The 19,341-nt window shown below is 65.7% G+C and carries 17 protein-coding genes; 9 read left to right on the plus strand and 8 right to left on the minus strand.

Features of this window, described 5'->3' with window-relative positions; genetic code table 11:
* Positions 1 to 175 precede the first annotated feature (175 nt).
* The 6 genes from RCH15_RS08915 to RCH15_RS08940 form a co-directional block, all read right to left on the minus strand.
* The gene (locus tag RCH15_RS08915) at positions 176 to 1,066 is read right to left on the minus strand and encodes a metal ABC transporter permease (RefSeq protein ID WP_326960148.1); all 891 of its coding nucleotides are present in this window, start codon (positions 1,064 to 1,066) and stop codon (positions 176 to 178) included.
* Complete coding sequence (locus tag RCH15_RS08920; protein WP_326960317.1) at positions 1,067 to 1,882, minus strand: metal ABC transporter ATP-binding protein; 816 nt, start codon at positions 1,880 to 1,882, stop codon at positions 1,067 to 1,069. It abuts the gene before it with no gap.
* Between the two features lie 88 nt (positions 1,883 to 1,970).
* Positions 1,971 to 2,969 (minus strand): metal ABC transporter solute-binding protein, Zn/Mn family, encoded by a 999-nt coding sequence (locus RCH15_RS08925; RefSeq protein ID WP_326960319.1) that lies wholly within the window; start codon positions 2,967 to 2,969, stop codon positions 1,971 to 1,973.
* A 152-nt stretch (positions 2,970 to 3,121) separates the two neighbouring features.
* A complete protein-coding gene (locus tag RCH15_RS08930; protein WP_326960149.1) occupies positions 3,122 to 4,189 on the minus strand; it encodes a hemolysin family protein in 1,068 nt (355 codons plus the stop codon).
* Positions 4,186 to 5,523 carry a hemolysin family protein gene (locus RCH15_RS08935; RefSeq protein WP_326960152.1) on the minus strand — a complete coding sequence of 446 codons (1,338 nt, stop codon included), beginning with the start codon at positions 5,521 to 5,523 and terminating at the stop codon, positions 4,186 to 4,188. The genes RCH15_RS08930 and RCH15_RS08935 overlap by 4 nt, the downstream gene beginning before the upstream one ends.
* Positions 5,524 to 5,781: 258 nt before the next feature.
* A complete protein-coding gene (locus RCH15_RS08940; protein ID WP_326960153.1) occupies positions 5,782 to 7,245 on the minus strand; it encodes a GuaB1 family IMP dehydrogenase-related protein in 1,464 nt (487 codons plus the stop codon).
* 386 nt (positions 7,246 to 7,631) lie between these two features.
* On the opposite strand from RCH15_RS08940, the gene RCH15_RS08945 reads away from it, so the two are divergent.
* The 5 genes from RCH15_RS08945 (at position 7,632) to RCH15_RS19085 (ending at position 13,928) form a co-directional block, all read left to right on the plus strand.
* Positions 7,632 to 11,423: a multifunctional oxoglutarate decarboxylase/oxoglutarate dehydrogenase thiamine pyrophosphate-binding subunit/dihydrolipoyllysine-residue succinyltransferase subunit gene (locus RCH15_RS08945; RefSeq protein WP_326960155.1), complete on the plus strand. Its 3,792-nt coding sequence runs from the start codon at positions 7,632 to 7,634 to the stop codon at positions 11,421 to 11,423.
* A 132-nt stretch (positions 11,424 to 11,555) separates the two neighbouring features.
* The gene (locus RCH15_RS08950; RefSeq protein WP_326960156.1) at positions 11,556 to 12,155 is read left to right on the plus strand and encodes a GDSL-type esterase/lipase family protein; all 600 of its coding nucleotides are present in this window, start codon (positions 11,556 to 11,558) and stop codon (positions 12,153 to 12,155) included.
* Between the two features lie 133 nt (positions 12,156 to 12,288).
* Positions 12,289 to 13,116: a DUF4097 family beta strand repeat-containing protein gene (locus RCH15_RS08955; RefSeq protein ID WP_326960158.1), complete on the plus strand. Its 828-nt coding sequence runs from the start codon at positions 12,289 to 12,291 to the stop codon at positions 13,114 to 13,116.
* Positions 13,116 to 13,736 (plus strand): PadR family transcriptional regulator, encoded by a 621-nt coding sequence (locus RCH15_RS08960; RefSeq protein WP_326960160.1) that lies wholly within the window; start codon positions 13,116 to 13,118, stop codon positions 13,734 to 13,736. Before RCH15_RS08955 ends, RCH15_RS08960 begins: the two co-directional genes overlap by 1 nt.
* 117 nt (positions 13,737 to 13,853) lie before the next feature.
* Complete coding sequence (locus tag RCH15_RS19085) at positions 13,854 to 13,928, plus strand: 50S ribosomal protein bL37 (protein ID WP_104061284.1); 75 nt, start codon at positions 13,854 to 13,856, stop codon at positions 13,926 to 13,928.
* A gap of 99 nt (positions 13,929 to 14,027) precedes the next feature.
* Here the strand turns inward: RCH15_RS19085 and rsrA are convergent, their stop codons facing one another.
* Positions 14,028 to 14,288 (minus strand): mycothiol system anti-sigma-R factor, encoded by a 261-nt coding sequence (gene rsrA / locus RCH15_RS08965; RefSeq protein ID WP_326960162.1) that lies wholly within the window; start codon positions 14,286 to 14,288, stop codon positions 14,028 to 14,030.
* Positions 14,285 to 15,013, minus strand: coding sequence for a sigma-70 family RNA polymerase sigma factor (locus RCH15_RS08970; RefSeq protein ID WP_409016893.1), 729 nt, complete (start codon positions 15,011 to 15,013; stop codon positions 14,285 to 14,287). Before RCH15_RS08970 ends, rsrA begins: the two co-directional genes overlap by 4 nt.
* Before the next feature lie 351 nt (positions 15,014 to 15,364).
* Between RCH15_RS08970 and RCH15_RS08975 the strand changes: the two genes are divergently transcribed.
* The 4 genes from RCH15_RS08975 to hisN are packed head-to-tail and all read left to right on the plus strand — an operon-like array spanning position 15,365 to position 19,306.
* A complete protein-coding gene (locus RCH15_RS08975; RefSeq protein WP_326960164.1) occupies positions 15,365 to 15,913 on the plus strand; it encodes a DoxX family protein in 549 nt (182 codons plus the stop codon).
* A 7-nt stretch (positions 15,914 to 15,920) separates the two neighbouring features.
* Complete coding sequence (aroA, locus tag RCH15_RS08980; RefSeq protein WP_326960166.1) at positions 15,921 to 17,339, plus strand: 3-phosphoshikimate 1-carboxyvinyltransferase; 1,419 nt, start codon at positions 15,921 to 15,923, stop codon at positions 17,337 to 17,339.
* Entirely contained in the window at positions 17,323 to 18,438 is a 1,116-nt protein-coding gene (gene rsgA, locus RCH15_RS08985; RefSeq protein WP_326960168.1) for a ribosome small subunit-dependent GTPase A, read from the plus strand. Before aroA ends, rsgA begins: the two co-directional genes overlap by 17 nt.
* Before the next feature lie 55 nt (positions 18,439 to 18,493).
* Complete coding sequence (gene hisN, locus RCH15_RS08990; protein ID WP_326960170.1) at positions 18,494 to 19,306, plus strand: histidinol-phosphatase; 813 nt, start codon at positions 18,494 to 18,496, stop codon at positions 19,304 to 19,306.
* Positions 19,307 to 19,341 lie beyond the last annotated feature (35 nt).

The raw sequence follows: 19,341 nt of genomic DNA on the forward strand, positions 1-19,341 counted from the left end.
AGACCTCTTAGTCGTTCGGTGTGTGTGGTAACCACCAACCTAAGAGGTCTTCACCCTTTCACCGTGCAACCAACGTCCTGGCCGAGTACACCTAGCGCTCGCCCTGCAGGCCGGGTCGATCGTCACGCTGGGGCGGGGGCGGGGGCGGAAAGCGGGGGCCGGGGCGGGAAGCCGCTCAGCCCGCAGCCACCGCCGCGCCGCGCAACACCCGTCCGGTAAGGCCGCGTCGGGCCCGTACGCCACCGACGATCCGGCAGAGAACATAGATCAGAAACGACAAGGTGGTCACGTAAGGACTTATGGGGATCCGGCCGCCGAGGGCCAGCAAGATGCCCCCGACGGTAGCCGTTACGGCGAACACCACGCTGAGAATCACCACCAGCCGGGGTGATGACGTGACCCGCATCGCGGCTGCCGCAGGAGTGATCAGCAAGGCCAGCACCAGCAGGGCGCCCACGATTTGGATGGACAGCGCCACGCTGACGCCAAGCAGCACCATGAATCCGATGGCGAGAGCCCGGACGGGAACCCCGCGGGCCGCAGCGACGTCGGGATCCACACTGGCGAACGTCAGCGGCCGCCAGATGGCAGCCAAGGCCAGCATCACCAGGATGGCCGCCACTGCCAGCACCTGGAGCTGGACGGTTCCAACCGAAACAATCTGTCCGGTGAGCAGGCCGAATTTGTTGGCGGCACGCCCCTCGTACAGGGACAAAAACAGGATGCCCAGGCCCAGGCCGAACGGCATGATGACGCCGATAATCGAATTCTTGTCCCGGGCGCGGACGCCCAGCAGACCCAGCAGCAGCGCCGCCACGACGGATCCCGCCAACGAGCCCAGGACTATGTCCGCACCGATGAGGAGGGCAAAGGCCGCGCCGGCGAAGGAGAGCTCGGAGATTCCGTGGACGGCGAACGCCAGGTCACGCTTCATGACAAAGGTCCCCATCAGGCCGCCCAGCAGGCCCAGGACGGCGCCGGCCCAGAGCGAGTTCTGGACAAGTACCAGCAGCTCGCCATAGTTCTCAAAGTTGAAAATTGCATGGAGCAGGCTGTCCAGGTCCATCTAGCCCACCTCCCCCGCCACCGCGTGGGCGTCCTCATGGTGGTGTGTCGTGGCGTCGGGCAGTCCGACCACCACCAACCGGCCGTTGGCCCGGATTACTTCGACGTGGCTGTTGTAAAGATCAGACAGAACTTCGGTGGTCATGACTTCCTCCGGCGGGCCCACCCGGAACCGCCCGCCCGCCAAGTACAGCACGCGGTCCACATAGTCCATGATCGGGTTGATCTCGTGTGTAACGAAGACCACGGCGCTGCCCTGGTCATGGCACTGCTGGTTGATGAGCGCGCTCACCGCTTGCTGGTGCTGGAGGTCCAGGGACAGCAAGGGCTCGTCGCAAAGCAACACCTTGGGGTCGGTGGCAAGGGCCTGCGCCACGCGCAGCCGCTGCTGCTCCCCGCCGGAAAGCTGACCGACGGGTACCTTCGCGTAATCGGAGGCGCCCACCAGGTCCAGCAGTTCATCGATTCGGCGGTTCACCCTTGCTGTTCCGAGGCGCAGACCCCAGCGGTGGCCGTCGACGCCGAGCCCCACGAGGTCGCGGGCCCGCAGGGGCGTGTCGGGGTCAAAGGACTTCTGCTGGGGGACGTAGCCGATCCCCCGGTTTCCCCGCTCCACCGACCGGCCCGCGAGCGTCGCCGAACCCGAACTCAGCTCCTGCAATCCGAGCAGAACTTTAAGGAACGTCGTCTTGCCGCTGCCGTTGGGTCCGAGGACGGCGAAGAATTCGCCCGGGTTGATGTCCAGATCCAGACCCTCCCACAGGGTCCGCTTGCCGAACGAGAGGGAGGCACCACGAAGGCTCACTACGGGCGTCAACTTGAGTTCCTCGGATTCCTCGCAGGCCCTGGGCTTGCGCTTACTCACTGGGCCATCCGGCCGGGCGGGTGGGTGGTGTCTGCTAATCCTAGGCCAGGGCCTTGGCGATATTCTCGACGTTGTCCGTCATCCACTGCTGGTAGGACTTGCCCTCCGGCAGGGTCTCACTGAAATTTACGACCGGAACTCCGGCGGCGGCCGCCGCGTCCTTCACCGCCAGCGTCTGCGGGCCCTCGGTCTGCTGATTGTAGGCCAGGAGCTTGATGCCGCCGGAGCGCATAAGGTCGGTGGTGGCCTTGAGCGCGGCGGGCGGCACATCTGCGTCTTCTTCGATGGCGGCGGTGTACTCGCCCGGCGTCTCGTTCTTCAGGCCGGCAGCCTCGAGCAGGTAGAGCGGCACGGGTTCCGTCACAGCCACGGGCGCTTCCCCGCCGGACGCCTTCATGCCGGACAGCTTCGACTCAAGGCCGCCCAGGGAGTCTTTGAATGCCGCAGCGTTACTGCGGAAAGTTCCGGCGGAGGCCGGTTCCAGATCGCCGAGTTTGGCTGCCACAGCGTCAGCAATTCTCACCATGGCGGGCAGGCTGTACCAGACGTGCTCGTTGAATCCGGCATGGGTGTGCCCGTGCGCGTCGGCCTCGGCCGACGCGCCCGCAGACTCCTCCGGAGCCAGTCCGGAGAGCTCGACGGCATTCAGGACGTTCGCGTGGTCGATCCCGGTGTCGTCTGCGAGCTTATGGAGAAAGTCGTCATAGCCGCCGCCGTTTTCCACCACAAGCCCGGCCTTGGAGACTGCGAGTTTGTCCTGGGTGGTGGCCTCGTAGCTGTGCGGGTCCTGGCTGGTGCGCGTGATGATAGAGGTGACCCGCACCTTGTCCCCACCGACCGTGGCCACAATGTCGCCGTAGACACTGGTGGAAGCAACGACGTCGACGATTCCGTCACCCGCGCCCCGTGCGGAGTTCCCCGGCACCGGGGCGCAGGCCGACAGCAGCAGGGTGGCGCCGGCGAGGGCAGCAACGACGGCTCGGGAGGCAGGACGACGCACGGTGAGGACCTCGGATCTGTTATTGAGAATCAGGAGCAATAGCACTAGTTCGAGTGTAGCCCTAAATGGGAATGATTCCTATTTAGGGCTACCCCTTAGCTGTTCCTGGTGCTTTTGGCGCCGATCCGCACAACTGCAGGACCTGGTTCCGCCGGTCATGGCATCTGCTGATCCTGTTACTGCTGGTCCTGCTACTGCTGATCCTGGCCGAGCCTCCGGTAGCCAGTCGCCTGGGTGGCGTCGCGGATCTCTCCGACAAGTTGTTCAATGACATCCTCAAGGAACAAAACGCCCTGGGTGAGGCCGTCCGGGCCGATCACGCGGGCCAGGTGTGAGCCGGTCCGCTGCATGACGGACATGGCCTTCTCAATTTCATCACCCATCGCCAGGTTCGCCAGGGAGCGGATATGGCTCTCGGCGACAGGCTGGTGGTACGCGGCGTCCGGAATGGAGAGCACGTCCTTGATGTGCAGGTAACCGGAGAGCATGCCGTCGTCGTCGAGCATTGGAAAGCGGGAAAACCCGGTGCGGCTCACAGCTTTTTCGAATTCCACTGGTGAGGTGTTTGATTTCAGCATGACGAGTTTGTCGAGCGGGACCATGACCTCGGAGGCGGTGTGTTCGGAGAACTCCAGGGCTCCGGTGATCAGTCCGGCGTCGTCGTCCACCAGCCCGTGGCGGGTGGACTCCTGCACGATCGACTGCACTTCCTCCAGGGTGAAGGACGACGTGACTTCGTCCTTCGGCTCGATCCGCATCAGTTTCAGGATGTGGTTCGCGGCCCAGTTGAGGGCCACGATAACCGGCTTCACCAGACGGGCGATGAACATCAGCGGCGGCGCCAGCAGCAGGGCTGCCTTGTCCGCAACCGATACCGAAATGTTCTTGGGGACCATTTCACCGATGGTGACGTGCAGGAACGTAACCACCAGCAGGGCGACGGCGAACGCGGCGATGTCGGCGATCTCCACCGGAATGCCCACAGCCCCGAGCGGGACAGCCAGCAGGTGGTGGATGGCCGGCTCGGCCACCTGCAGGATCAGCAGGGAGCAAACGGTGATGCCAAGCTGCGCGCAGGCCAGCATCAACGAAACGTTTTCCATGGCCCGCAAAGTGGTTTGCGCGCGTTTGGATCCCGCCTCGGCGAGCGGCTCGATCTGGCTGCGCCGGGCGGTCATGACCGCGAACTCCGCGCCGACGAAGAAGGCGTTGCCGAGCAGCAGCACCACAAGCCAGAGAATTCCTGCCCAGTCGCTCATGCTGCACCGACCCGGCCGTTGGCGTGCTCGCCGGAATGCATGACGACCGGCTTGAAGCAGATCCTGTCGATTCGCCGGCCATCCATGCGGGTCACGGCCAGGGTGCCGCCGACGACGTCGACGGTATCCCCCACTGTGGCGATCCGGCCTAATTTGCTCATGACGTAGCCTCCCACCGTTTCATAGGTAGACTCATCAGGCACGGTCAGGCCCGGGATCTGTTCAGAGAGTTCGTCGGGGCGCAAAAGCCCCGGAAAGTACCAGTCACCCGAGGCGCTCTGCAGCAACCCGGGCCGGACCTTGTCGTGTTCATCGGCCACTTCCCCGACGATTTCCTCCACAAGATCCTCAAGGGTGGCGATGCCGGCCGTTCCGCCGTACTCGTCCAGGACGACGGCAAGCTGAAGGTTGCCCTCGCGCAGTTCCGCCAGCAGGGCGTCAAGATGGATGGTTTCCGGCACGCGAAGCACATCGGTCATGATGGCCCCGGCCTCGAGCTTGGCGCGCCGCTCCGAAGGAACCGCGATTGCCTTCTTGATGTGCACCACGCCACGGATGTCGTCTGAGGATTCCCCAATGACGGGAAAGCGCGAATATCCGGTGCGCCGTGCTGCCTCGACAATGTCAGACACCGGCTGGTCGCCGTCGATGGTCTCGATCCGGATGCGGGGCGTCATGACGTCCGCCGCTGTCCGTCCCGAAAACTTGAGCGTCCGGGCGATGAAGTTGGCGGTGCCGACGTCGAGGGTTCCCATCGCGGCGGAACGGCGCACCAGGGAGGCAAGTTCGGCCGGGGTCCGCGCCCCGGAAATCTCCTCTTTGGCTTCCAGGCCGAAGATGTTGAGCACCTTGTTGGAGAAGCCGTTGAGGACCACGATGGCGGGCCGGAAGATCGCCGTGAACATCAGTTGCGGGCGGGCCAGGGCCTTGCCCACCTCGAACGACAGCGCGATGGCCATGTTTTTCGGGACCAGTTCGCCGATCAGCATGGACAGGAGCGTCGCGAGGGCCATCGCGAGGACCAGGGAGATGGAGGAGATCGCGGCGGCCGGCACGCCGATGATGGCCAGTGGACCTTCGAGCAGCTTGCCGACCGAGGGCTCCATGACGTAGCCCGTGAGAAGGGTGGTGATAGTGATGCCCAGCTGGCAACTGGAGAGTTGCGTGGACAGGGACTTGAGGCATTTCAGGAGGGGCGCGGCAGCGGTATCGCCGTCGTCCACCGCCCGCTGGACGGAGGCCTGGTCAAGCGCAACGAGGGAGAATTCGACGGCTACGAAAAAACCCGTTCCGAGAATGAGCAGCAGGCCCGCCAGGAGAAGTAACCACTCCATTTAGCGGCCTGCTTCCGGGGCGGCGCGGCGGCGGCCCGGCGGAGGATGGTCGGCAGGAGCCGAGCCCGGTTCCTGGAAGGCTCCGGATCCCGCAGGGGCAGTCTGCTGGCGGGTTACCGGAGAACGATGGGCGCGTGAACGGGGTTTGCCGGCTCTTCGGGTGGACTGCGCGGGAAGTGTTTCCATTCCCCGCTGACAGCCCCCAGGCCGGCACCTAGAATTACTGTCCATAAGAATCTCAGTCTACAGGAGCGCCGGCTACCAGCTCTGCGGGACAGGACGGCCCTCCTCGTACCCGGCTGCGGACTGGATACCCGCCACGGCGCGCTCCCGGAACGAAGCGAGATCCGCCGCTCCTGCGTAGCTCATGGAACTGCGCAGGCCCGCGGTGATCATGTCCAACAGATCCTCGACACCGGGGCGGACCGGATCGATGAACATCCGGGACGTGGAAATGCCTTCCTCGAACAGCGCCTTGCGGTCTTTTTCGAAGGCTCCCTCACGCTGGTTGCGGTTTTGTACGGCCCGGGCGGACGCCATGCCGAAGCTTTCCTTGTAATGCCGACCGCCGGCGTCCTGTTGCAAGTCCCCCGGGCTCTCGTGTGTCCCGGCAAACCAGGACCCGATCATCACCTGGCTGGCTCCGGCCGCCAGGGCGAGCGCGACATCGCGCGGGTAGCGGACGCCGCCGTCGGCCCAGACCCGCCCGCCGGCCGACCTGGCCGCCGCCGAGCATTCCAGCACCGCGGAGAACTGCGGACGCCCCACGGCTGTCATCATGCGCGTGGTGCACATGGCACCGGGCCCCACGCCCACCTTGACGATGTCCGCGCCGGCCTGGATGAGTTCGCGGGTTGCATCTGCAGTCACCACGTTCCCTGCCACCACGGGCACGCCGGGGTTGAGGCCCTTCACGGCGGCCAGCGCATCGAACATCTTTTGCTGGTGGCCGTGCGCAGTGTCGAGGACCAGCACGTCCACCCCGGCGGCCAGGAGTTCCGCGGCACGTCCTGCAACGTCGCCATTGATCCCGACGGCGGCGGCGACCTTGAGCTGGCCGGCAGGATCCAGCGACGGCCGGTAAAGAGTCGACCGCAGGGCTCCCTTCCTGGTCAGGACTCCGGCCAGCGACCCGTCCCGCTGCACCGGCACAAAGTCGGTCCCGGCAGCGTCCATCGCTTCAAAGGCACGGCGCAAGCCGGTGCCGGAACCGCCGTCGTTGGCGGCGTCGAGCAATTCGGCATCCAGTACCAGTGGCTGGACGCGCATCACGGCGGCCAGGGACGCGAACCGGTCCTGGCCTTCGCAGTCCGCAGCCCGAACGATACCGGCCACAGCTCCCGTGTCATCCACGACCATGACCGCCCCGTGCGGACGCTTGCCCATCAGGTGCAGGGCGTCAATGACCGTACTGGCCGGCGAGAGGGTGACCGGCGTTTCCAGCACGGGGTGGCGGGTCTTGATCCACGCCGTCACGTCGCGGATCACATTCAGCGGCACGTCCTGCGGCAGGACCGCCAGGCCCCCGCGGCGTGCCATCGTCTCCGCCATGCGCTTGCCGGTCACCGCCGTCATGTTCGCCGCAACCAGGGGAATTGCCGAGCCTGTCCCGTCGTCGGCCGACAGATCCACATCCAGCCGCGAGGTGACGTCGGAACGGGACGGTACAAGGAAGAGGTCCGAGTAGGTCAGGTCTGTGGTGGGCTCGGTCAGGAAACGCACGGCTGCTCCTTTGGGTTGGCACTGAGAAACGGGCACTGCGGTGCCCACGGGTTCTCAGTGCGAGTCTAACCACGCTTCCGCCCGCCGCCGGACAGGCCCGGCCGCGCACCCGGCGGCAGTTCCGAACGCCGCCTGGCGCGCCCCCGGCAGCCTCCCGGCGGCACCCGGTCGGCACCGCGGCGGCACCGCGGCGGCACCCGCTCCGGCGCTGCCGGGGCGTGTGGAGGCGACTCGATGATTTGAGTCACCCTTATTGGCGGTTTGGCAAGAATCGTCACTAGACTGGCAGAGGTCTGGGTTCACTGGACGCGGAGACTGGTCAGATCGTTGTGCTGAGGCACCGGAACACCAGTGGGAATCAAACTCATGGAAGAGGCGTAATTCAAGTGCCAGAGCAGCCTAGCCACCGTCTACCCGAGGAATTTGGCGGAAACGAGTGGCTCGTGGACGAACTGTACGAGCGGTACCAGCAGGACAAGAACACGGTGGACGCCAAGTGGTGGCCCCTGTTCGAATCCTTCGGCGCCGACGACAATTCCTCGTCCAACGGAGCCTCAGGCGCAGCGACAGTTGCGCAGCCCTCCACCCGCGAACTCCCTGTTATCCCTCCGGCGGCAGCGCAGCCGCCCGCGCCCGCACCAACCCCCGCTGCGGCTCCCGCGGCCCCGCCTGCTCCCGCTGCCAAGAAGGCCCCGGCCACTGTTGCCCGCGACGGCTCCAAGACTTCCGAAGCCGGACCCGGTGCAGCGCCGATTCCAGCCCAGCTGCCCAAGAACATCAAGGCCCCCACGGCCCCCGAAGAAGACGTCGTATCCGTCCTTCGCGGCCCGGCCAAGGCAATCGCCACCAACATGATCACCAGCCTGGAGGTGCCCACCGCCACCAGCGTGCGGGCCATTCCCGCCAAGCTCCTGATCGACAACCGGGTGGTCATCAACTCCAACCTGGCCCGCGCCCGCGGCGGCAAAGTTTCCTTTACGCACCTGATCGGCTACGCCGTCATCCGTGCCCTGGCCCAGTTCCCTTCGATGAACGTTTACTACGACGAGGTCGATGGCAAACCTGTCGCTGTCCAGCCGGCGCACGTGAACTTCGGCATCGCCATTGACATGCCCAAGCCCGACGGCAGCCGCCTGCTCATGGTGCCGAACATCAAGAAGGCGGAGACGCTGAACTTCTCCGAGTTCTGGCACACCTACGAGGACCTGATCAAGCGTGCCCGCGCCGGCAAGCTGACCGCTGATGACCACTCCGGCACTACGGTGTCGTTGACCAACCCCGGCGGCATCGGCACCGTGCACTCGGTGCCCCGCCTGTCCAAGGGCCAGGCCGCCATCATCGGCGTCGGCGCACTGGACTACCCGGCGGAATTCCAGGGTGCCAGCGCCAAGATCATCGCCCAGAACGCCATCAGCAAGGTGCTCACGCTGACCTCCACCTATGACCACCGGGTCATCCAGGGCGCCGGCAGCGGTGAGTTCCTCAAGCTGGTGCACCAGCTCCTGTTGGGCGCACAAAACTTCTACGATGAGATCTTCGAGTCCCTGCGCATCCCGTACGAGCCCGTGCGCTGGAGCCCGGACCTGCAGGTGGATCCGGCCGACGAAATCAACAAGGTCGCCCGGATCCAGCAACTGATCCACGCCTACCGCGTCCGCGGCCACCTCATGGCGGACACCGATCCGCTGGAGTACGTCCAACGCAAGCACCCGGACCTCGACGTCCTGACCTACGGCCTGACACTGTGGGACCTGGACCGCGAATGGCCCACCGGCGGTTTTGGCGGCAAGCCCATGCTCGCTTTCCGCGACATCCTCGGTGTTCTCCGCGATGCCTACTGCCGCACCACCGGCATCGAGTACATGCACATCCAGGACCCCGGAGAGCGCAAATGGTTCCAGGACCAGCTGGAGCACCCGTACTCCAAGCCGAGCCGCGACGAGCAGCTCCGCATTGTCTCCAAGCTGAACGCCGCCGAAGCTTTCGAGACCTTCCTGCAGACGAAGTTCGTCGGCCAGAAGCGATTCTCGCTGGAGGGCGGCGAGTCCCTGATTCCGTTGCTGGACGCCATCATCTCCGACGCGGCCGACGACGAACTGGACGAAGTGGCGATTGGCATGGCCCACCGCGGCCGGCTGAACGTGCTCACCAACATCGCCGGCAAGACCTACGCTCAGGTCTTCCGCGAATTTGAGGGCACCCAGGATCCGCGCTCCGTCCAGGGCTCCGGTGACGTGAAGTACCACCTCGGCACCGAGGGGACGTTTACCTCGGACAACGGCAAGCAGACCAAGGTCTACCTCGCCGCCAACCCGTCCCACCTCGAGGCCGTGGACTCCGTGCTTGAAGGCATCGTCCGCGCCAAGCAGGACCTCCTGAACCAGGGCGAAGCGTTCCCCGTACTTCCGATTATGGTCCACGGCGACGCCGCCTTCGCCGGACAAGGCGTGGTAGCCGAAACGCTTAACCTCTCCCAGCTGCGTGGCTACCGAACTGGCGGCACCATCCACGTCGTCGTCAACAACCAGGTCGGTTTCACCACCGCCCCGTCATCGTCGCGTTCCTCCACTTACTCCACGGACGTCGCGAAGATGATCCAGGCACCGGTGTTCCACGTCAACGGCGATGACCCCGAAGCCGTGGTCCGCATCGGGCAACTTGCCTACGAGTTCCGCCAGCGGTTCCATAAGGACGTCGTCATCGACATGGTCTGCTACCGCCGCCGGGGCCACAACGAGGGCGATGACCCCTCGATGACCCAGCCGCTGATGTACAACCTGATCGAAGCCAAGCGATCAGTCCGCAAGCTGTACACAGAATCGTTGATCGGCCGCGGCGACATCACCGAAGAAGAAGCCGAACAGCTGCTGCGCGACTACCAGGAACGGCTGGAACGGGTCTTTGCGGAAACCCATGCCGCGCAGACCTCCCCGATCCCGGTCATCACGGCGGACTCTGCGGCCGTCTCCGATCTGGAGCGCCCCAAGTCCCAGCAGACCGATTCAATGATCGGCGCTCCCGTGTCCACTGCAATTTCGGCCGAGACCCTCGCCCGCATCGGCAAGGCCCACATCGACATCCCGGATGGTTTCACGGTCCACGCCAAGCTCAAGCAGCTGCTGGAAAAGCGCGAAGTCATGTCCCGTGAAGGCGGCATTGACTGGGGCTTCGGTGAGCTCGCGGCCTTCGGTTCGCTCGTCATGGAAGGCGTCCCTGTCCGGCTTGCCGGCCAGGACTCGCGCCGCGGCACCTTCGTGCAGCGCCATGCCGTCTTCCACGACCGCGCCAACGGCGACGAGTGGCTGCCCTTGGAACACCTCTCCGACGACCAGGCCAAGCTGTCGATTTACGATTCCCTGCTCTCCGAATACGCGGCCATGGGCTTTGAATACGGCTACTCGGTGGAGCGCCCGGATGCCCTGGTGCTGTGGGAAGCGCAGTTCGGTGACTTCGTCAACGGCGCGCAGACCATCATCGATGAGTTCATCTCCTCCGCCGAGCAGAAGTGGGGCCAGCGGTCCTCGCTGGTACTCATGCTGCCGCACGGCTACGAAGGCCAGGGCCCGGACCACTCCTCCGCCCGGATCGAACGCTTCCTGCAGATGTGCGCCGAAGAGAACATGATCGTGGCGAACCCCACCACCTCGGCGTCGCACTTCCACTTGCTGCGCCGCCAGGCGCACAACCGGCCGCGGAAGCCGCTCATCGTGTTCACGCCCAAGCAGCTGCTCCGGTTGAAGGCAGCGGCGTCGTCTGTTGAGGACTTCACCACCGGCACCTTCCTGCCCGTCATCCCCGAGCACGAGCAGCTGCAGTCCGAAGCGGTGGAACGGGTCCTGCTGGTTTCGGGCCGCCTGTACTACGACCTGCTGTCCACCCGGCAGAAGACCGGGGACAAGACGACGGCAATCGTCCGGGTCGAGCAGCTGTACCCGCTGCCGGCTGCCGAGATCGCCGCAGAGCTGGCCAAGTACCCGAATGCGGACGTTGTCTGGGCGCAGGACGAGCCCGCGAACCAGGGTCCGTGGCCGTTTATCGGCCTCAACCTCCCGGACGCCCTGGACCGCCGTGTCCGCCTCGTTTCCCGTTCCGCCTCGGCGTCCACCGCGGCGGGGTCGATGAAACGCCACGCAGCGGAGCAGGACACGCTGCTCAAGCAGGCGTTCGCACGTAAGTAGGGCCTACGGTGCCCGGCCGGAGATGGAAACATGCGACTCCGGCCGGGCACCGTTGTTTAACCGGCAGAGTTCCCCCATTGTTGATCGTTGCGGGAACGGTTTATTGAAACGCTTAGAAGTGAAGAGGTAGTTGTGGAAGATCGGAAGCTGCGGATCGTAGCCGTGGGCGATGAGGTACTGGCCGGGCTGGGGGACCCCCGTGCGCTGGGCTGGCTGGGCCGCGTCCTGGCCCGCACCCCGCAGGACGCCCTGTCCCTGGAGTGCTACCCCCTGCCCTGCCCGCAGGAAGGCACCGAGGGCCTGGCCGCCCGCTGGTTCGAGGAAGCCGGACGGCGCTTCAGCGATCACAGCGAGAACCGCCTGGTGGTCGGCCTCTCCGGCCGCGACGTCGAGTTTGGCCTTTCCACGGCCCGCAGCCGGCTCAACCTCGCCAACATCCTGGATTCCGCGTCGCAAAACAGGATTGAAGTGTTTGTCGTGGGCCCGCCCCCGACGCTTGACCCCGCCCACAACCGGCGGCTCGGAGAGCTCAACACCGCTTTCGCTGACGTCACCACCCGGCGCAAGCATCTCTACGTCGACACCTTCTCACCGCTGCTGAACCACGAGCAGTGGCGCCAGGACCTCGCCGCCAATGGCGGCACCCCTGGCCAGGCCGGCTACGGTTTGATGGCCTGGCTCGTGCTCCACCGCGGCTGGTTCCAATGGTTGAAGGTCGACGCCCCGGAGTAAGCCGGTCCGGCGCACCAGGAGATCCGGCAAATACGCGATATATCTTGACCGCTCGGGTTGGACGATATAGCGTGACTGCATAGTCACGCTATATCGCAAAGGTGCACAGAGCGCACCGCCTCCTGGAGGAACCATGGAAGAGAACACCTGGACCGTCACCGGTCCGCAGACCATCGACGTGGACGGCGTCAGTTCGCTCAAGCTTGGCATCGTCAGGGGCCGCTTCGACATCGTCAGCCACGATGACGCCGTCGCCCGGATCGAGGTGTCCGAGGTCCACGGTGATCCGCTGGCGATCAGCCTGGTCAACGGACGCCTTGAGGTGCGGCACCAGCTGCACGGGCCGCAGGGCTGGTTCAAGAACCTCATGGGTACCGTCAACAACAGCAGCAGCAACTCGGTGATCATCAGCATCGCCTTGCCCGCCGGCGTCGAGGTCGAGGCGGGCACTGTCAGCGGCGACGGCATGGTGTCCGGGCTGGGCGGTTACATCCGCCTCAACACAGTTTCCGGTTCCGTCCTGGCCGACAACACCTCCGGCAACCTGTCCGTCAACACCGTCAGCGGCGAAGTGATCGCCCGCAACCACCACGGTGTCCTGACAGCCAAAAGCGTCTCTGGCGAGGTCACGGCCTCCGGTGATTTCAGCAATATCCGCGCCAACACCGTCAGTGGCGACCTCAGCTTCGACCTGCACGGCTTCACCCAGGACTTCGGCGCCAACTCAGTATCAGGGGATGTCACCGTCCGCCTGCCGCACGACGTCGGCGTGGACATCATCGCAAAGTCCGCCAGCGGTGCCGTCGTCCTGGACAACCAGAGCTACAAACAGACCGGGGGCACCGTCCAAACCATTACGGGCCCGGACGCCCAGCTCATGCTGGTCCGGACAAATTCCGTGTCAGGGAAGACGTCGATCTTCCACGGTCCGTCTGACGCGAATACCACCGAAGGACTCTGATGCCTCCGGTCTTCGCCCACGGGGCGCTGCGGCTCTATCTGCTCGCCCTGCTGGAGCCGGGTCCCAAGCATGGCTACGAACTCATCAAAGCACTCAGCGAACGCTTCGGTGGCACCTACTCCCCCAGCGCAGGCACCATCTATCCGCGGCTGGCCAAGCTTGAGGAGGAAGGTCTCGTCGCCACCCACTCGGAGGGGCGCCGGACTTACTACAGCATCACGCCGCGGGGACTCGTGGAGCTCGAGCGCCGACGCGATGACCTGGCCGGTGTGGAAAATGACATCTCCGCGTCGGTCCGCCGCCTCGCTGACAACCTGCGGCAGGACATCAAGGTCAATATGCGCGGCCTGCGCGCTGACCTGGCCGCGACGGCCGAGGCGGCACGGTCCTCGGCCCGGGCTGCCGGCTCAACTGTCGCCTCCCTCGCCGGCCAGCGGTATTCGCAGGAGGGCGATAACCGGCTTCGGGAGGCGGAGATGCTGGTGCAGGCTTTCCGCGACGACGTCCGGGTGGAGCTGCGGCGCCATGGCGGCCAGCGCCCGATCACGGCCGTGACCCTGGAGACCGTCAAGACGGTGTTGGACCAGGCCAGGATCTCCATCCGGAATTCCCTGGACTAGTCCGGCGTTTGATGCACGCCTTCGGACCGCCGCCGCCCCGCCAGTTCGCAGCCGGTGTCCCGATGTGGGAGACTTGAGGGCAGCTCTTTTGAGTACCAGAAATTAAGGAGGCCAGCTATGAGCAAGCGTGCACGTAAACGTCGTGACCGTAAGCGTGGCGGCGCGAACCACGGCAAGCGCCCCAACGCCTAAGCAAAGCTTGGAATGACAGTTTGAGACAAATGACCCCGGAACTTCACGGTTCCGGGGTCATTTGTTGTTGGGGGGCACCGCCCCGGTGGTTCCGCGGCGTCAGGCCTCGACCGGATTGCTGGAGTGGATGCGGTCCAGGATTGAGTTCTTCAGGTTTTCCGGGGCGGCCTCGGTGCACGAACGCTTCACCATGACCCGGATGACGCATTCGAGGTCGTACTGCTCGAAGCACTCGGGACAGCCGTCCAGGTGGTCCTTGATCTCGGCAATGTCCTCACGGGTGAGGGCACCGTCGAGGTACTCGTAGATACGTTGCATCCGGGTGTCGTCGCAGTCGCCCAGTCCCTGGCAGTCGCTCATTTCCTGTTCTCCTGTTTGTTACTTCCGGCCGCGGTGGCGTCTGCGGCCTTGAATCCGCGCTCGGCGGCGTAGTCGGCGAGCATGTCCCGCAGCATTTTCCGGCCACGGTGGAGCCGGGACATGACGGTCCCGATCGGGGTGTTCATAATCTCTGAAATTTCCTTGTACGCGAAGCCCTCAACGTCGGCAAAGTAGACCGCCAGCCGGAATTCCTCCGGAATGGACTGCAGGGCCCGCTTCACGTCCGAGTCCGGCAGATGATCCAGCGCCTCGGCTTCCGCCGAGCGCAACCCGGCGGAGGTATGCGATTCGGCCCGGGCCAATTGCCAGTCCTCGATGGTGTCCGAATTCGACTGCAGCGGCTCGCGCTGACGCTTGCGGTAGAGGTTGATGTACGTGTTCGTCAGGATGCGGTACAGCCATGCCTTCAAGTTGGTGCCGGGCTTGTACTGGTGGAACGCGGAGAACGCCTTGGTATACGCCTCCTGGACCAGGTCCTCGGCATCAGCGGGATTCCGGGCCATTCTCATGGCCGCGGAGTACAGCTGGTCCACATACTGCATGGCGTCGCGTTCGAACCGAACCCGCCGTTCCTCGGTGGTTTCTGTCGTGACGTCCAGTGCTTGCCCGTCCACTATCGTCTCGCGGGCGGCAGCATCCTGCTTCGCGCTGGTCTCTTCGACGGCCTCGTGCGTGGCCGCAACGGCCGGATCCATGGTGCTCATTGCCTTCAAGTCTACTGTCACCCTTCGGCGGTCACCTGAAGGCGCGGGGGTGGCCCCGCCGCGCAGTGCTGTAGCCCATGTTCCAGCCGGCTCCGTTGGCCGTAAATCGTCCTTCACCAGAACCAAATTTTCCCCTCCCTGCACCACGACGGACCGCTCGGGCCGCGCCGCTGTGTTCCGGCCCGTTGCCCGGGCCCGTCCCACGTCTTACGCTCGCTATCCAGACAGCTTTCAGCAGCTGGTTCCTGCCTTTTCCAACCCCGCCCGGCAGGCAAATATTCCACAAAGATGCAAGACTAGAACCGACTCTCCCGCATCAAACCCGCGGTTCGTTTCTCCAGGAGGAAATTCATGACGTTTGTCCGCATTCTCGCCCGGCCCATGCTCGCCTCCAGTTTTGTCCTCGCAGGCATGGACAAGCTCAAGAACGCGGACGACACTGCGGCACAGCTCTCCCCCCTTCTGCGCCGCGCGGCCGAATCCCTCCCGTTCCAGACCAACGAGAAGGTGCTCGCGCGAGTCATCGGCGGTACCCAGGTGGGAGCCGGCGTCCTGTTCGCACTGGGTAAGTCGGCACGGCTTGCTGCCACCGTCCTGGCGCTCATCTCCGCACTCAACAGCTACGTCGAATGGCGCAGCGCGGACATCACGTCCAAGGAGGGCCGCGATGCCCGCCGGAAGCAGTTACTCAAAAACGTCTCGCTGACCGGAGGCGTGCTGCTGGCCGCCGTCGACACCAACGGCCGCCCTAGCCTGGCCTGGCGCGCCGAGCACCTCGCCGCTGATGCCAAGAAGGGCGCCGGCCACCTCGCCGCTGACGTCAGGAAGACCACCGGCAAGCGGCTGAAGAAGGCCGACAAGGCAGTCCGCAAAGCCGTAGACCACACCGTCGGAGCCTAAAGCGGCAATGGCAGGCACCACCCCCCACACGGCTGGCGTCCCTGTTCACCCGGACGACGCCGCCCCCTGGCAGGCTCCCCTGGCCGGCCGGCCGGTGGACGCCACGCTCACCGTTCCCGGCTCAAAGTCGCTGACCAACCGGTACCTCGTGCTGGCGGCCCTCGCCGACGGCCCGTCACGGCTGCGGGCGCCCCTGCACTCCCGGGACTCCGCCCTCATGATCGAGGCACTGCGGCGGCTCGGGGCCACCATCACGGAGGTGCCAGGCGACGGCGGCTTCGGTCCGGATCTCACCATCAAGCCCATCAGCCAGGACGCGTCCGCGGGTCCGGCCGAGGTTGACTGCGGGCTCGCCGGGACCGTCATGCGGTTCGTCCCGCCCGTCGCGGCCCTGCGCCGCGGTGTGACCGTATTCGACGGCGATCCGCACGCGCGCAAGCGACCCATGGGCCCGATTATCGAGGCCCTCACCGGCCTGGGCGTGCACGTCGCCGCGCCAGCCGGCGGCCAGGCCTCCTCCCTGCCGTTTGCCGTCGCCGGCACCGGCGACGTGCGCGGCGGACAGCTTGTCATCGATGCCACCGCGTCCTCGCAGTTTGTCTCGGCCCTGCTCCTCGCCGGCGCACGCTTCGGTGAGGGACTGCACCTTGAGCACCGCAGCACGGATAGGCCCAGTGAACCCGTCCCCAGCCTGGACCACATCAATATGACCGTCGCGGTGCTGCGCGGGGCCGGTGTGGCCGTTGATGATTCCCGCCCAAACCACTGGGTTATCTCACCGGGGCCGATCCGCGCCTTCGACGTCCGGATCGAACAGGATCTTTCCAATGCCGGCCCCTTCCTGGCAGCAGCTCTCGCCACCCGCGGCACCGTCCGGATCCCCAACTGGCCGCTGGAAACCACCCAGGTCGGCGACCAGTGGCGCAGCATCCTCACGAGGATGGGTGCCACCGTGACCCTCTCCGGCGGCACTCTGGCCGTCACCGGCGGACCGGAGATCAAGGGCGCGGACTTCGACGGGACCAGCGAACTCGCCCCGACGGTCGCCGCCCTCTGCGCCCTCGCCAGCGGATCTTCGCAGCTGACCGGCATTGCCCACCTCCGCGGGCACGAGACTGACCGGCTGGCCGCGCTTGTCGCAGAGATCAACCGTCTGGGCGGGGACGCCGAGGAGACGGCCGACGGCCTGGTAATCCGGCCCGCGCCGCTGCATGGCGGCGTGGTCCACAGCTACGCCGACCACCGCATGGCCACCGCCGGCGCCATCCTGGGCCTGGCCGTACCGGGCGTTCAGGTCGAGGACATCGGCGCTACGGCCAAGACCATGCCGGACTTCCCGGCACTGTGGGCCGCCATGCTCGTCCAGGGCTCCACCGCTGAATCCAGCCGCACAGACAGGGACGCCCACGGTGGCACGCAGCACTGATTCGTGGGACGAATCCGACGTCCGCATCCGTCCCAATAAGAAAGGCACCCGGCCCCGCACCAAGGACCGACCCAGCTACGAGGAAGCCGTCACGGGCCGCATCATCACCGTTGACCGCGGGAGGTACACCGCCGTCGTCGCCGAAGGAACCCCCGAGGAACGCAAGATCATTGCCGCCCGGGCCCGGGAACTGCGCCGCAACCCCGTCGTGGCAGGCGACTTCGTCTCCCTCGTCGGGGACGTCACCGGGGAAGCCGACACACTGGCCCGGCTCGTGCGGATTCAGGACCGCAGGACACTGCTGCGGCGCAGCGCAGATGACACGGATCCGATCGAGCGCGCCGTCGTCGCCAACGCCGACCAGCTGGTGGTGGTCGTGGCAGCTGCCAATCCCGAGCCGAGGACGGGGTTTATCGACCGTGCCCTCGTGGCCGCGTACGACGCCGGCATCGAGCCGTTGCTGCTGGTCACCAAGGCCGACGTCAAAGACCCTGCTGAGCTCCTTTCCAACTACCAGCACCTTGCCTTTCCGGTGATCATTTCCAAGACGGCAGACTCCGCGGCATCCGGTATCGACGCCCGCTCCGACGACGGACTGTCCGCCCGCCTCGACAAGGACGCCGTCTCCCAGTTGCGTGCCTACCTCGACGGGAAAGTCACCGTCATGCTGGGCCATTCCGGCGTCGGCAAGTCCACCATGGTCAACGCTTTGACCGGCGCCGAGCGCGCCACCGGCGGGGTGAACGCCGTGACCGGGCGCGGCCGCCACACCTCATCCTCCGCGCTCGCCCTCAAAGTCAACGCGGCGCCTGCGGGCAGTTGGATCATCGACACCCCCGGTATCCGTTCCTTCGGCCTGGCCCACGTCGACCCGGACCGGATTCTGCGGTCCTTCCCGGATCTTGAGCCCGGCACTGACGACTGCGAGCGGGGCTGCAAACATGACTCCAATGCCGTCAACTGCGGCGTGGACGCCTGGGTGGCCGCCGGCCATGCGGGCGACTCCGGACCGGCCCGGCTCGCCTCACTCCGCCGCCTGCTTGGGACAGACCCCCGGATGGAAGCCCAGGACGTCAAGGAACTCGGCACCGTCTCCTAGCAGGATGCGGCGCAGCCTACCGCTCCCCCGCCCGGTTTGCCGGTAGTTTGGATCCATGAGCCAACCCGCTTCGAGTTACAACGATGACCTCCGCCTCGCCCATGTACTGGCAGATTCCGTGGATTCCCAGACCATGAGCCGCTTCAAGGCGCTGGATCTTCGGATCGAGACGAAGCCGGACCTGACGCCGGTGACCGACGCTGACAAGTCCGCCGAGGAAGCCATCCGCGGCCAGCTGTCCCGCTCCCGGCCGCGCGACGCCGTCCTCGGAGAGGAATTCGGCAGCTCCGGCCACGGCTCGCGCCGCTGGATCATCGACCCGATCGACGGGACCAAGAACTTCGTCCGCGGCGTCCCCGTCTGGGCCACCCTGATCGCCCTCGTTGACGAGGGCGAGCCGGTCGTCGGCGTCGTAAGCGCCCCGGCCCTGGGCAAACGCTGGTGGGCCGCCAAGGATGGTGGAGCGTACATGGGACGGTCGCTGGCGGCGGCCACCCGGCTGAAGGTCTCCAATGTCTCCAAGCTCACGGACGCCTCGCTCTCCTACTCGTCCCTGGGCGGCTGGAAGCAGCGCGGCAACTTCGATGAATTCCTCGGCCTCACCGAGGAGGTCTGGCGCACCCGCGCGTACGGTGACTTCTGGTCCTATTGCATGGTGGCCGAAGGCGCCGTCGACATCGCCTGCGAGCCGGAACTTAACCTCTACGACATGGCCGCACTGGTCCCGATTGTCACGGAAGCCGGCGGCCGCTTCACGTCCCTCGAGGGCGAGGACGGTCCCTTCGGCGGCAACGCCCTTGCGACCAACTCCATCCTGCACTCCGAGGTCCTCAAGCGCCTCAACCCGGGGCTCGACGACCTGCTCTAGGATCCGGCGGCCGGCCATCACGGCCGCTCCGTAAC

The sequence above is a fragment of the Arthrobacter sp. MP_M4 genome, from assembly GCF_035984855.1.
Taxonomy (GTDB): Bacteria; Actinomycetota; Actinomycetes; order Actinomycetales; family Micrococcaceae; genus Arthrobacter.